This is a genomic window from Kribbella sp. NBC_00359 (assembly GCF_036097425.1).
Taxonomy (GTDB): domain Bacteria; phylum Actinomycetota; class Actinomycetes; order Propionibacteriales; family Kribbellaceae; genus Kribbella.
The window spans coordinates 8,819,983-8,832,926 of sequence record NZ_CP107975.1 but is presented as its reverse complement, the minus strand read 5'-3'; the positions used below and the strand labels follow the sequence as shown (position 1 = coordinate 8,832,926).

Genomic DNA, 12,944 nt, shown 5'->3' with positions numbered 1-12,944 from the left:
ACATGCCAGCCAGCGAACGCGCCATCGAGCTGCTCACCGCGGCCGCGGAGGCGGCCCACGACAAGAAGGCGGAGAACGTCCTCGCCTTCGACGTGTCCGAGCAACTCGCCATCACCGACGCGTTCCTGGTCGCGTCCGCCTCCAACGACCGCCAGGTCCGCGCGATCGTCGACGCCGTCGAGGAGAAACTCCGGGTCGACTTCGACGCCAAGCCGGTCCGCCGCGAAGGCGCCCGGGAAGGCCGCTGGGTGCTGCTCGACTACCTGGAGATCGTCATCCACGTCCAGCACGACGAGGAGCGCAGCTTCTACTCCCTCGAGCGCCTCTGGCGCGACTGCCCCGTGATCCCGCTGCCGTCGCCGGTACCGGGGGCTGCCTCAGAATGACGGCGGGACGGCTGATCGTCTGGCGGCACGGCCGGACCGAGTGGAACCTGCAGGACAAGATCCAGGGCCAAGCCGACATTCCTCTGGATGACGTCGGCCTGACGCAGGCCCGTGAAGCGGCCTTGCGGTTGGCGTCGCTGGCGCCGACCCGGCTGTTCGCCAGCGACCTCCAGCGCGCCGCCGCCACCGCCGGCGAACTGTCTCTGCTGACCGGCCTGAAGATCGAGTACGACGAAGCCCTCCGCGAGATCGACGTCGACGACTGGGCCGGCCTCACCATGGCCGAACTCGCCGCCATCAACCCCGAAGCGGCCGCCCGCATCCGCTCCGGCGAACCCCAACGCCGCGGCACCGCCGGCGAAACCGTCGAAGAAGTCGCCCAACGCTTCTCCGACGCCCTGGGCCGGGTCGCCGCCGAAGGCACCGCGGAAGACACCATCGTCATCGCCACCCACGGCCTCGCCGCCCGCGTGGGCATCTGCCTCTTCCTCGGCATCCCCCAAGCCCACTGGCCCGCCTTCGGCGGCCTCGCCAACTGCAACTGGGTCTCCCTGCTCCCCGGCCGCCGCGGCTGGCGAATCGAAGAATGGAACGCCGGCTCCCTCCCCGAACCAGTAATGAGCGACGACCCCCAACGCTGAGCGGACACCCCAATGGACACCGCTTCGCGGCGGCTGCCTTGTCGGCCGCCTCCGGCGGCTGCAGGGGCTATCGGGCGTCCTGTGCTTGGCGCGGAGACGTGTGGTTGGGATGAAAGGTCACCGCTTCGCGGTGGCTGTCTGTTGGCCGCCTCCCGCGGTTGCCGCGGACCGCTGTCGGGCGTGCTGTGTTTGGCGCGGAGCGGTGTGGTGGGACCGAAGGTCACCGCTTCGCGGCGGCTGCGTGTTGGCCGCCTTCGGCGGTTGCCGCGGAGCCTCGTCCGGTGTGCTGTGGGCGGCGCGGGATGGAGAGTGGTCGGGTGCGCAAACGACACCGCTCCGCGATGGCTGTCCTCTCGGCATTCTTCGGCGCCTGCCGCGGATCGCTGTCCGGCTTTGCTGTGGTTGAAGTGCTTGGGATGGGAGTGTGCGTTGGGGCGGGATGGGCAGGCTGGACGACGGTGACTGCAGGCGTGTCCAGCCGCCTACCAGGCCTCCTCGGCGGCTGCTACCGACGTACCCCACCCGATTTTTCTTCGATGCCACTCATCCGCTAAACTTCCGGAGTCGCAAGACACCGCGGGGCTTTGGCGCAGTTGGTAGCGCGCTTCCATGGCATGGAAGAGGTCAGGGGTTCGAATCCCCTAAGCTCCACCAGCAGTAACCGCAGGTCAGGAGGCACTTCTGCCCCCTGACCTGCTTTCGCTAGAGCGGTCAGTGGGAGAGATTTGGGAGAACCGCTCGCCTCCCACCAGCTTGGCAGCAAGCACCTCGGCCTCTTGCTGGGCCTTCTCGATGGTGTCTGTGATCACGGGCACCCAGGCAAGGAGCTTCTGTCGCTCGTCCTCTTCCAGTGCGAGCACCGAGGCAACCCAGCGCTCCTCCAGAGCCCTCAGGACCTGGCGCTCCAACTCCGGCGTCACGTGGTCGTAGACACGCCCCATGCCCTTCATCTTGTGTCCGAGCCGAGCGCGGCGAGCGACTTCCGAGATGCCGTCCTCAGTCAGCCACGTCGCGTGAGTGTGCCGCCCCTCGTGGAACCGGAAGCCGGACAAGATGGCTGGCGTGTGCCTGGTCGAGAGCGGCTTGTCAGAGTCAACGCCATCCCACGCAGGGCGCCAGAACCGCTGCCGGAAGTTCGACCGATACCAGGGCATGCCCTGGAGTGACGTGAACACGAACGAGTGCCCTGCGGGCCGGGTCGCCAGGAAGAGTTCGTAGATCGCCGCAATGCTCGCAGGAAGCTGAACCCAACGTTCGCTGGCCGGTGACTTCGTCCGGCGTTCCGCCTCGTCCGCCGCGAGCGACGGCCATTGCCGAGCGGCTGCAGATCAGTTTGCTCGGTGACATCGGCTCCGCTCTTGAACAGTCTGCCATCAATCTCTTTGAGCGGTTCGAAGACCGCAATCGCCTGCCTGACCTCGTCGTACTCGGGAAGCGTTTGGCCGGCTATCTCTCCCCAGCGTCCACCTGTATAGCCGTCGAGCAACCCAAGTAGGAGGCCGCTCAGTCCAAGCTCATTCTCGTAGAGCCGCATGCTCGCTCGAAGCACCTGCAGATCGCAGACGACATCCGCAGCCAGATCCTCGAGGGCACTCTCCAGGCTGGAGACCAACTGCCGAGCGAGCCAGGATTTATGGCCGACTACGGTGTCTCTCGAATTGTGGTCCGGCAAGCACTAGATGTACTGCGTTCTGAAGGTCTGATCGTCAAGCAGCAGGGGAGAGGCTCGTTCGTGCGGGCGCTGCAACCCCCGAAGCGTCGAGTGTTAGGCAGCCTCTAGTCTGAGCGCCCAACATCGTCCCCTTTCGCGGCTGCTGCGTCGGCCGGCGGCCAGGTCCCAGAGTGGGACTTCCAGAGTCGCCGCACGACCGCGTCCAAAGCGATCGCTGACCGACTAAACATCGCGCAAGGCGACCCAGTGATGCGCACGAGCTACCGCTTCCTGGCTGACGGCGAGCCGGTGATGCTCTCCACCTCTTTCGAGCCTTTGGCGCTCACACGAGGCACGCCGATCGAGAACCCAGAGGGTGGCTCGATCACAGGCGTCATCCCCAGAATGGACAGCATTGGAGTCGACATCACCCACGTCGGAGAGGACGTCACGGGCCGCGCTGCACGCCCGTACGAGGCAGAGACCCTGGTCGTTCCAGCTGGGGTGCCAGTGCTCGTCATCGAACGGACCTACTACGAGCGCGACCGCCCTGTGGAGACAGCGGACATCGTCGTCTCGTCCGAGCGTTACGTCCTCTCATATCGCTTGCCGATTCCGGGACGCTAAACATCGCAGGGGGCCGACGCATCGTTGGCGTGTACCGTTCGAATTGTGGACGGTGCATGGATGCAAGGGAAGCTGACAGAGTATCTGCGCCTGGCTGACGCGTACGACGCCGCGTTGCACGAGGCAGCCTATGAATCGGTGTCGAGCGAGGCGCAGGCGCTCAATGACGAGGCGACGACGCTATTGCCAACAGTCGAGCGGATATTGACGGCGCTCGACGCCATGCCTGATGCCGACCTTCGCCCTCCTTCGTATCGCGGATCGAATGAGACTCCTCGCTGGGTCAAACAAGGGCTTGGGATACTTCGTGACCGCGATGAATGGGCTACCAGACTCGCTCCCGAGCCTCCAACGCTTGCTGGCGATCGCTTCCATCCGTTGATCTGGGAGGCTGCTGCACAATTGTGGGCGACCAGTCATCTTGTGGCCGCAGTTGAGTCCGCTGCGAAGTGGCTAACATTTGAGATCCAGCAGAAGGCTCAGTCGAACTTGGTCGACCGTGAACTTGTCACCGATGTGTTTCCATCCAAGCCGAACAACGGCCGGACGCGGCTGTGGTTACCTGGCGATCGCGAGACTAAGATGTGGAGGTCGAGACAGGATGGCCTCTACAACCTCTCGATCGGTGCCTACGCGGGGATTCGAAACGTGGCCGCGCACTCGCCTGCGCCGAACTGGTCCGAACAGCAAGCCTTGGAGTACCTAGCCGTGCTCTCAGTCGTAGCTCGCTGGACGGAAGAGACCGAAGTCCTTAACCCCTCGTAGGTCAGGCCTTCGTGCGTCCAGCTGTCGCGGGCTGATCTGTCGTGGGCTGATCTGTCGTGTGCCACCTGATGCCTGACGATTTCGTGCCAGTTGATGGTTGACGCCTCGCCTAGGAAATTGAGGGGACCGTCCGGGGCCGGTCTGCCTTGATGTTACGGATCGGCAGGGTGGTGGTGCGGCGGACCACGCGGGGTTCTTCGTCGTCGAGCTCGATCGCCAGGGTGGTGTCGGAGACCCAGATGGTCAGGGTCTGATGCTTGTGGGCGCGGCCGAGGGAGACCTTTTGGCCGCAGACCATGATCACGCCGGAGTTGGATGCGCGGCGCTGGACCCGGACGGGTTCGACCGATGGGCGTGGGGGTGGTCCGGCGGGCCGGCTGCCGCGCAGTCGGCGGGCCTGGTCCATGGTCAGCGGGTTGGGTCGGACCCGGAGTAGTTCGCGGGTGTCGAGGTCGTAGAACATCAGCGTTGATGGTTCGATGCGGATCCCGACTCGGCGACCGCCCAGGAGTTCTGCCGCGACCAGGACGTGTCCGGCCAGGGACACGGTGCCGCCGCGGGCGACGATCCGCTCCACCTCGATCGCGTCGCTGCCCTCGATCTGCGGCAGCGGCGATGGCCCGGCGTTGGTGGCGCCGTCGGCGACCAGTCTCGCCAGGTCGTTCACGGTCAGGTGTGAGCGGACGGTCTTGATCCGGGCACCGCCCACGAGCAGGTGGATCAGGTTCACGTCGACCCAGAACCGCAGCGTCTGCCCGGCCCGCTGTGGCCCGAGCCAGAACTGTTTCCCGGCGACCTGCAGGTTCCCACTTGGTGGCACGATCCGGTCGAACTCGATCGGGCCACCGGCCCACGACTGCCTCACCGGCAGCACCTCGGCATCGTCGGTGACGACCTCGTGATCGCTGGGCTCTGCCGGTGCGAGGTGCGGTGGGAGCCACAGCTCCAGCAGCTCGCGTTGATCCTGCGGAGCCGGGCGGAATCGGTCGGCCGGCATCACCGGCGCTCGCTCGTCGAGGGCCTGGTGCGGCCGGTCGGTGTTGTATCGGGCAACGAACCCATCCACCGCGGCCTGTGCGGCCGCCACCGACAGATAGGGCTGGTGATCGTCGAGCAGTTCGCGGCGCAGCGTCAGGTGGAACCTCTCCACCTTGCCGTTCTGATTCGGTGAGGCCGGCGCGGTCAGTCGGTGCGTGATCGCGTTCTTGCGGCAGATCTTGTCGAACAACACCTCACCGCCCTTGCCGAACCGGCCGGTGAACTGCTTGCCGTTATCGGTCAGCACCTCGTCGGGAACCCCGAAACGCTGCAGGGACTGGGCGAACGCCAAACACACCGCCCGACCGGTTGCCCGCTCCACCACCGCCGCGATCACACAAAACCGGGAGTGATCGTCCACGCCGGTCACCACCTTGGCCTCCCGGACCTCACCAGTCACCGGGTTCACGATCATCACCCCACCGACGATGTCGATCCCCCACAGCTGCATCGGACCAGGCCGTTCCCAGCGCCGATACGCGTCCCGGCTCCTCTTCCGTGGTCGCTCGACCAGCAACCCCTGCCGGGCAAGGATCCGGTTGATCGTCCGCTCCGAGGGCACCGCCAGCTCAGAGCGGTTGCGCAGCAGCTCCAGCCGAATCCGCTTCGCGCCCCACCTCGGATGCGTCCGGCGCATCTCCGCGACCCGCACCTCAACCTCAACCGGCGCCTGATGCGGACACGACACCGGACGATGCGACCGATCCGCCAACCCGGCCACACCCTCGACCAGATACCGGGTCATCCAGGAGTGCACCGTCTGCCGCGACACCCCCACCGAGGCCGCCACCTCCGTCACCCGCGCACCCGCCAGAACCGCCCGCACCACGTCCAACCGCTGCTCGACCACCGACAACGCAACCAGCGCCAATCCCGGCCTCCTGAGTCACCGACGCCCCACGGAAACGTCGAACACAGACTGACCGAACAAAGGCGAGCGTCAACCATCAGGTGGCACACGACTGTCAAGCATCACCCGGCACAGGACAGCCGATGACTCCATCCCCTCCTGACAAGTTTCTCTACGTCTTCAAGACGGGCCCCTCCAGGGCCCGAAAGCGCGCCGCCACCACAGGACGGGCCGCCTGCCCGCCACTCCGCTAGCGCTCCGCTCTGGGCGCGGCCCTTGGCTTGGCGCGCACGTGCCAACAGGGTGCCGAGTCGAAGACAGCAGAACTCGCCATCCACGATGGACACCCTGCTATGTGGTCCCTCGCCAACCGGCCGGCCAGCCGCCGTCCTCGGCCGTTCTGTACGTCCATATGTCGGTGGGCTTCCCGCATCGCCCCGCTAGCAATCATCGGGGAGTGCGGTCCGGCACGGCACGCTTCAAGGGCGCCTGCGGCGTCCCTCCGGGATCTTCGACCCTTGACCCGCACCGCACCGAACCTAAGGTCGGCAGCTATCGGGGCGATGCGGGAGGGCTGCCGCGCGTCTTGACACCTACGTGTCACGCGTCCGGCAAGATGTTGCTCTCAGATTGGGGTGGGGCTCGGATGACTTCGTTAGCTACAGATGCGCCCTGGTGGGGCAGTCCAATCGTCGCTGGCGTCTTCGCGTTTGTCGGCGTCCTTCTGGCTCAGGGTGTTGGACTCTACAGTGCTAGGCGCGCGGAGCGCATGTCCGATCAGCGACGTTGGCATGATGACCGACGGCGCCTCTACGCGGACTTTCTCGGTGCGGTTCGTGAAATCGAAGTTGCTGCGTCTGCTCCACAATTCATTGATCGAAAGGAGCATGCCGATTTGCTCGGAACCTGCGAGAAAAGCTACAACGAGATTGAGCTCCTGGGCGCCGGAAAGACGGTTCAACTTGTAGCAGACCTGTACTACGACGCGATGGCGCTCTGGGCAAACACGGAGATGATGGCTGATGCTGACGTTGAGGCTGTTCAGCTTCAGCAGGAACAACGCAACGTCGTTCGAGATGGACGGATACGACTGCTCGACGAGATGCGAGTTGAACTCGGTATCGTCAAGGCCCCGACGGGCAGTACGGTCCTGATGGCCAGCCAACCATTCGAGATCCTCCAAGAGGCCGCAAAGGCTGCGCTCGCTGTCCAGAAGGGACCCGCAAAAGGGATCATCCCGGAAATCGCCGCAGTGCTTGTGATCATGATTAAGCAAATCGCCGTAATCTTTGCCGAACCATTCAGAGAGATACTGATGGCCAGCAAAGACGCGGCGAGGGTCTTGTGGCGACGACCTTAGCGCATTTCGCTTCCGCATCCCACAACTGCGCCCCGCGCAATGGCCGGCACAGCGCCATCTACAACCCTCCAGATCAACCAGGAGTGCGAGAATCCTTTGCAGTAAAGGGATTGAGCCTGGCGACACATCAACCATCGACACGCCCCCGCCCATGACATGGTTGATGTCCTGGAGCCACCCCTTTCCCCACCTCTTTGAGCGCGAAGCGCCGCAAAACGATGGCAACGTTCGGCGACTACGCTTAGTGAGACTTCCCAGGTCAGGCGCCCATTTCGGCGACTCGTGAGAGTCGACGACAAGCGTGGATCCCCAATCCGCGGGTTGTGGGTTCGCGTCCCACGGGCCTACCAGAGGGACTACCTGATAGTGGCCTCTAACCTGTGGAAACAGGTCAGAGGGGGATCATCAGACCGGCTCGGGTGTGCATGGATCTAGTGTCATGACACGCTTCGTGGACACAAGAGCGCATGGAATCGGTTGTATGGCCAAGGCGAACGGTTCGCAAGAAGCGTGCCCGCGCAGGCGGCACGGACTATGGTCGCGTCGGTGGCTAGCACGCACACAGCGTAGGTGGGGCAGCGCCTCAGGTGCAGAAGGCCTGCGAGGCTCTCGATCAGCTCGATCGTCTACGTAGGGCTCGCGTACCGCCGGAGCATCAGAGGGCCCTGGACCCGTGACAAGCCGTCGCCGCGATTAGACCATACCTCCTGGTCCCGCGTCGCCTCCGTTGCATCCGGTGTCGTGCGGAGCTCCGAAGGAGTGGCCGTGGATGCCGTAGTAGCTGCCTTTCCCCGACGAGGATTTGCGCAGGCGTCGCTCAAATATCTCGTATATCCCGATGCAGATCAGGGCTGCGCCGAGTACGGCCAGGATGAGGACTAGCGCCCAGCTGCCGAGCGCGTATAACGAGTGAGGATGAAAGGCCGGCGGATCAGCTCTGTACTCCTCGTTCGCCAGATGTGCTTCGTGCATCGCGAGCAGCAGCACCGGCACGTTGATCAGCCAGGTGATCAGCCCAGATACAATGCGATTCATGTTTGCTTCCTCTCAGGCAATCTAGCTCGCATACCAGACCATCGAGGACGGCTTCGTGGTGGTCGCGAAGTTCCACGTGCCAGGCATCGTGATCACCGGCTGCGACACTCCATACCCCCCTTGCCTGCGGTGCTATGTGCGCCGAGCGGTTGTCACGTTACTCGCGCCGGGCCGAGGGAACCAGAGCAGAACTGGGGCGAGCGGGTGCACCAGGCCCCGCGTCGGAAGTCCACCGGACCATCCACACGGCACATCCAGAGCCGTCAGGTCAGCAACGAGGCACAGCAACGAGGACCATCCTGCATCGACCGCGAGGCACTTGCCACACCCAGTACGCCTGACTGGGCTTGTCCGGTCGGCATGACTCGATTTCGCAACGAGGCGCAGGTAGTTGCAGCGTAGGCGCAGTTCATCCGGATTCGCCGGGTACGCCGCGGTGTGACACCCGGAGCAGGAGTCTGAGGCGAACCAGCACGGACACCAGCCGATGGGGGATGGGCGAACGTAAACCTCCAGCGCCCTGCTGCTGAGGGATGACACCATGAATGCCATGTCAGCTTGGGGGATTGGCGTGATGGGCCCAGGTACTTGGTGGTGGGCGGCGGCGCGATCGTGGTCGGAGCGCTCATCGCCGGCGCTGCCGACGGTGCGGCAGTCACATGGATTTGGTGGCTGGCCGGGGCCGGCATCGTCGTTACTCTGACAGTGCCGCTGACTGTCTTGTGGCGGCTGTATCTGCGAGGCGGCCGCGGTCGGCATGGGCGACTCTAGGCTGACCGGCTGGGAGAGAATTGGGAGCCAAGGGCGCGAATCAACGCCCGCGAACGGGTTGGAACGCGCATCAATCCGACAGGCTTGAATCCTTGTAGCTATGGAGGATCCGGCTCGAACCGCCGCCGAAGGAGATGCGACCCCCGCCCATGGCATGGAAGAGGTCAGGGGTTCGAATCCCCTAAGCTCCACCGCAGGTCACAGGCCGGTTTCCCGCTCGGGAGACCGGCCTCTTGCATGACCTGGGAGGCAAACGGAAGGCTAAGTCTCCGTGAGCTGCAGATCGGGGGAGATCTCGTCCATCTTCTTGGCCCCAGTTCGGAGCACCGGCGGCAGCTCGTGCCGGTAGACCTTCTCCGTTACGACCGTGCTCATGTGGCCAGCCAGCGCAGCGATGTCCTCGATCGGCACGCGGCTGCTCGACAGCAGCGATACGAAGCTGTGTCGCAGCTCTCGGGGCGTCTAGTCCTCAGCAGCCAGTCCGGCCGCCTTTGCGACCTTGCGGAACGGCCGCCGTACGTTGGCCGCGTCAAGCTGAGTGCCGACCTCAGATGCGATGTGACTGGCCGATGCGACGCCGATGCGGGCGTGACTTGTCGTCTACAAAACGATGAACAAGGATCGTCCTATGGGCGCTGACGGGGATCGTTCGCATCGGGCATTGCTCATCACCGGCCCTGTGGGGGTGGGCAAGACCTCGGTGGCTGAGGCTGTGGGGGATTTGCTTGCTGGAGCCGCGATTCCGCACGCTGTCATCGACCTCGACTGGCTGGCCTGTTACTGGCCCAGCCCGACGGATGACCCGTTCAACTTCGCCTTGGAGTTGCGCAACCTTCGGAGTTTGGCACGCAACTACCTCGACGCGGGCGCGGACTGCCTGGTGCTGGCCGGCGTTGTCGAGAACCGAGCTGGTCGGGAGCGGTATGCCGAAGCGATCGGCGTTGATCTCGCCGTGTGCAGGTTGAGCGCGGATCTGGCGGTCATCCGGCAGCGGCTCATCCAGCGGCACGGGAGTGCGGACGACGACGGCCTCCGATGGCACCTGCGGCGCTCGCGGGAACTCGAGCAGATCCTCGACCTGGCCGGGGTGGAGGACTTCACGGTGACCACCGATCGCCCGGTGGCCGACGTAGCAAAGGCCGTGGCCACCGCGACTGGCTGGGTGTGAACACGCGCCGTCCCGGCCGGTCGGCCTCGGTCGGCCCGGACTGGTCGGGTGGCGTCCATGGTTGTCCAGCGCTCCTGTTAGCAATTGCGTTAGCGAGGAGCGACGCATTACGAGTGGGGTTCTTGTGCGCAGGTGAGTGTGGTCATGGAGGGCAGTTTTGGGGCTCGTCAGGGGCACACAAGACCGGGCTCGTGCAAAACTGATTGGCGCCGCCGCCGGGACCTGCCTGAGGCTGGGGACATGGACACCCGAGAGATCGAGTTCGTTGAGTTCGATGACGCCGCACTTCCGGAACTGCTGAGGTGCCAGGTTCTGTCGTTCCTCCGTTTGCAGTGGCCAGAGGGCTTCACCGGGGAACTCCGCTATCGAGATTGGATCACGAGATCGGACCTGACGCCGTACCACCTTCTGTATGTGGCGCATGGCCTGGTCGTCAGTCATCTGGAACTCGTCCGCGTGACCGTCGAACATGAGGGCGTCTCCTACGAGGTCCGCAGCCCAACCACTGTGCTGACCTACCCATCATTCCGGGGGGAAGGCTGGGCCAAGAAGCTCGTGACCGAGGCTGTCCGCCGCATTGACGCAAGCGACGCCGATCTCGGAATTGTCTATTGCAACCCCGACCTCGAAGGCTTCTACGCAAGCTGCGGATGGACGTCCATGCCTGGAGCACGCACAGTGGTCGGGCCCGAGCCGACGAAGGCAGCAGAGTCGACGGACGTGATGCTGATGCGTTTCGTCACTGACAAGGGACAGCGCGGCCGAGAGAGTTTCCTCCGGTCACCCTTGTGGATCGCAGAGGAGTGGTAGGTCTGAGCCCGGACCGGACGGTCACCGTGAAGGACCGTGAGGCTTTGGCCGGTGTCCTGCATCGGGTCGCGGAGACCGGAGGGCCATAAGGTTCCGCGACTCGTCACCACAGCCCGGACGGGAGCCTCGGTGGGCTCTGCCCAGGACGGCTGCCCGGGCCAGCGCCTTGCCAGTTCAGCGGTGCCGGTTAACGGGCCGAGGTGTGGGTCCAGTCTGTGGCTCCTGTGATCTGCCGACAGATTCGCGACACCTATCCGGCAGTAGGGTGTCGGATCCGGAGCGCAGCGTTCGTGGAACAGGTGAATGGCGAACACTCGAGGCGCCAAGACCGGGCGAGACAAGGAGTCAGGCGATGACGCGTCTGCGGTTTGTAGGCCACATGAATCCGTCGGAGGTGTTGTGAAGCTCCTTCTCACATCCGGAGGCGTTACGAACGAGAGCATCCGCGATGCGCTGGTCGATCTGCTGGGCAAGCCGATCTCCGAGTCCCGTGCGCTCTGCATCCCCACGGCGCAGTGGGGCCACCCGATGCTCGGGCCCGCCTCGGTGCGAAGCTTCGTCGCCGGCGAGCCTCCGTGGCACATGATGACCAGCCTGGGCTGGGCGTCCTTGGGCGTGCTCGAGCTCACCGCGCTGCCCAGCATCGGCGAGGAGCGGTGGGTGCCGTGGGTCCGAGAGGCCGACGTGCTGCTGGTGGATGGTGGCGACGCGTCGTACCTGTGCCATTGGATGCGGCAGTCGGGGCTGTTGGAGGTCATGTCGTCGCTGCCCGAGACGGTCTGGGTGGGGCTGAGCGCCGGCAGCATGGTGATGACACCGCGGATCGGCGACGACTTCGTCAACTGGCCTTCTGCGCCGGACGACCGCACGCTCGGGGTCGTCGACTTCTCGATCTTCCCGCACCTGGACCACGAGCAGATGCCGGAGAACACCCTGGTCGACGCGGAGAGATGGGCTGCCGACATCGCAGGTCCGGCGTACGCCATCGACGATCAGACCGCTATCAAGGTGACCGACGGCACTGTCGAGGTCATCTCCGAAGGGCACTGGAAGGTTTTCCCCGCATAGCCGCCGACTGCTATCGGAGTACTCGGTGAGAACCTCCGCGGGCAGCGCGGAGGGGGCGGGTGTCCGGCCTGTTCCAGCGCTCGCAGCTCGCCGGAGGTACGCGGATCTCGTTGTGGTCTCGGCCTCAGGCGACAGGAGCCTGTGGATCAGCGGCACAAGGAGCCGCGGCCGAGTCGGACGTTGCTTGGTGCATGGCCTACTCCGGTGAACTTGGCCTGCCCCTGGTGCCGGTCGGTGGCCACTCGCACATGACCATCTTGGTTGATGAAGCCGGACGATTCTGGGGTGGGTTCGACGATGAATACGGACGGCTCGGTGACGCCGTCGAGGACGTGATCCCAAGGAGTGCTCATCGTCACGCCGCCCGTGCAGTTCGAGCGCCGCCTCGAGACGTGATCAATGCACTCATCTGCCGCTGATCGCGCGGTTATGCGATGTGCCGGATGTTGACGACACACCGCCGACGTCAGCGATCGACCTGGGTCACCAGGTCGCGAAGGAACGCCCACGCATTTGGGTTGAGCCTGAGCGACCATCCAACCTCCGCGAACGCCCGATACTCCGACTCCGTGAGTGGCACGTCGAACTCGTACACGTTCTGGGCCAGGTTCTCGAAAGCAACTCCGGGTTCGCCGTTGGTCGCCAGATCGAGAGAGTCTGCGAGTCGCACGTCGAAGGAGTCACCCATTGCAGCCTCGCTGTCATGAGTGGCCCGCCCCCATAGCGAGTGCGCCAGCATCCTCAGGCGTTGCACGGTGTCGCCGTCCACGAGTG

11 protein-coding genes, 1 tRNA gene and 2 pseudogenes are annotated in these 12,944 nt (G+C 64.7%); 10 read left to right on the top strand and 4 right to left on the bottom strand.

Features of this window, described 5'->3' with window-relative positions; translation table 11 throughout:
• The first annotated feature begins 2 nt into the window (after nucleotides 1-2).
• The 3 genes from rsfS (at nucleotide 3) to OG876_RS42590 (ending at nucleotide 1,681) form a co-directional block, all read left to right on the top strand.
• Entirely contained in the window at nucleotides 3-386 is a 384-nt protein-coding gene (gene rsfS, locus OG876_RS42600; RefSeq protein WP_328522431.1) for a ribosome silencing factor, read from the top strand.
• Nucleotides 383-1,027, top strand: coding sequence for a histidine phosphatase family protein (locus tag OG876_RS42595; protein WP_328522430.1), 645 nt, complete (start codon nucleotides 383-385; stop codon nucleotides 1,025-1,027). Before rsfS ends, OG876_RS42595 begins: the two co-directional genes overlap by 4 nt.
• 578 nt (nucleotides 1,028-1,605) lie before the next feature.
• Nucleotides 1,606-1,681, top strand: a tRNA-Ala gene (locus OG876_RS42590).
• A 14-nt stretch (nucleotides 1,682-1,695) separates the two neighbouring features.
• On the opposite strand, the pseudogene OG876_RS42585 reads toward OG876_RS42590, so the two are convergent.
• Nucleotides 1,696-2,271 (bottom strand): annotated as a pseudogene (locus OG876_RS42585) (tyrosine-type recombinase/integrase); the annotation flags it as partial.
• Nucleotides 2,272-2,543: 272 nt separating this feature from the next.
• Between OG876_RS42585 and OG876_RS42580 the strand changes: the two are divergent.
• From OG876_RS42580 to OG876_RS42570, 3 genes and pseudogenes are all read left to right on the top strand, one after another.
• Entirely contained in the window at nucleotides 2,544-2,807 is a 264-nt protein-coding gene (locus OG876_RS42580) for a GntR family transcriptional regulator (protein WP_328527028.1), read from the top strand.
• An 87-nt stretch (nucleotides 2,808-2,894) separates the two neighbouring features.
• Nucleotides 2,895-3,305, top strand: a pseudogene (locus tag OG876_RS42575) (GntR family transcriptional regulator); the annotation flags it as partial.
• A 60-nt stretch (nucleotides 3,306-3,365) separates the two neighbouring features.
• Nucleotides 3,366-4,070: a TIGR02391 family protein gene (locus tag OG876_RS42570; RefSeq protein WP_328522429.1), complete on the top strand. Its 705-nt coding sequence runs from the start codon at nucleotides 3,366-3,368 to the stop codon at nucleotides 4,068-4,070.
• A gap of 109 nt (nucleotides 4,071-4,179) precedes the next feature.
• On the opposite strand, the gene OG876_RS42565 is transcribed toward OG876_RS42570, so the two are convergent.
• Complete coding sequence (locus OG876_RS42565) at nucleotides 4,180-5,979, bottom strand: IS481 family transposase (RefSeq protein WP_328522428.1); 1,800 nt, start codon at nucleotides 5,977-5,979, stop codon at nucleotides 4,180-4,182.
• A 625-nt stretch (nucleotides 5,980-6,604) separates the two neighbouring features.
• Here OG876_RS42565 and OG876_RS42560 point away from each other — a divergent pair.
• The gene (locus OG876_RS42560; protein WP_328522427.1) at nucleotides 6,605-7,318 is read left to right on the top strand and encodes a hypothetical protein; all 714 of its coding nucleotides are present in this window, start codon (nucleotides 6,605-6,607) and stop codon (nucleotides 7,316-7,318) included.
• 693 nt (nucleotides 7,319-8,011) lie between these two features.
• Here the strand turns inward: OG876_RS42560 and OG876_RS42555 are convergent.
• A complete protein-coding gene (locus tag OG876_RS42555; protein ID WP_328522426.1) occupies nucleotides 8,012-8,353 on the bottom strand; it encodes a hypothetical protein in 342 nt (113 codons plus the stop codon).
• A 1,399-nt stretch (nucleotides 8,354-9,752) separates the two neighbouring features.
• Here OG876_RS42555 and OG876_RS42550 point away from each other — a divergent pair.
• The 3 genes from OG876_RS42550 (at nucleotide 9,753) to OG876_RS42540 (ending at nucleotide 12,170) form a co-directional block, all read left to right on the top strand.
• On the top strand, nucleotides 9,753-10,292 hold the full coding sequence (locus tag OG876_RS42550) for an AAA family ATPase (RefSeq protein ID WP_328522425.1): 540 nt from the start codon (nucleotides 9,753-9,755) through the stop codon (nucleotides 10,290-10,292).
• 240 nt (nucleotides 10,293-10,532) lie between these two features.
• Nucleotides 10,533-11,102, top strand: coding sequence for a GNAT family N-acetyltransferase (locus OG876_RS42545; RefSeq protein WP_328522424.1), 570 nt, complete (start codon nucleotides 10,533-10,535; stop codon nucleotides 11,100-11,102).
• A gap of 399 nt (nucleotides 11,103-11,501) precedes the next feature.
• Nucleotides 11,502-12,170 carry a Type 1 glutamine amidotransferase-like domain-containing protein gene (locus OG876_RS42540; RefSeq protein WP_328522423.1) on the top strand — a complete coding sequence of 223 codons (669 nt, stop codon included), beginning with the start codon at nucleotides 11,502-11,504 and terminating at the stop codon, nucleotides 12,168-12,170.
• Nucleotides 12,171-12,636: 466 nt separating this feature from the next.
• Here OG876_RS42540 and OG876_RS42535 read toward each other — a convergent pair whose 3' ends face one another.
• Nucleotides 12,637-12,939 carry a MafI family immunity protein gene (locus OG876_RS42535; protein WP_328522422.1) on the bottom strand — a complete coding sequence of 101 codons (303 nt, stop codon included), beginning with the start codon at nucleotides 12,937-12,939 and terminating at the stop codon, nucleotides 12,637-12,639.
• Nucleotides 12,940-12,944 lie beyond the last annotated feature (5 nt).

Bases quoted from the DNA above. Each gene is read 5' to 3' on its own strand.
- OG876_RS42595 (WP_328522430.1), top strand. From the start codon at position 383: ATGACGGCGGGACGGCTGATCGTCTGGCGGCACGGCCGGACCGAGTGG.
- OG876_RS42570 (WP_328522429.1), top strand. From the start codon at position 3,366: ATGCAAGGGAAGCTGACAGAGTATCTGCGCCTGGCTGACGCGTACGAC.
- OG876_RS42555 (WP_328522426.1), bottom strand. From the start codon at position 8,353: ATGAATCGCATTGTATCTGGGCTGATCACCTGGCTGATCAACGTGCCG.
- OG876_RS42545 (WP_328522424.1), top strand. From the start codon at position 10,533: ATGGACACCCGAGAGATCGAGTTCGTTGAGTTCGATGACGCCGCACTT.
- rsfS (WP_328522431.1), top strand. From the start codon at position 3: ATGCCAGCCAGCGAACGCGCCATCGAGCTGCTCACCGCGGCCGCGGAG.
- OG876_RS42560 (WP_328522427.1), top strand. From the start codon at position 6,605: ATGACTTCGTTAGCTACAGATGCGCCCTGGTGGGGCAGTCCAATCGTC.
- OG876_RS42550 (WP_328522425.1), top strand. From the start codon at position 9,753: ATGGGCGCTGACGGGGATCGTTCGCATCGGGCATTGCTCATCACCGGC.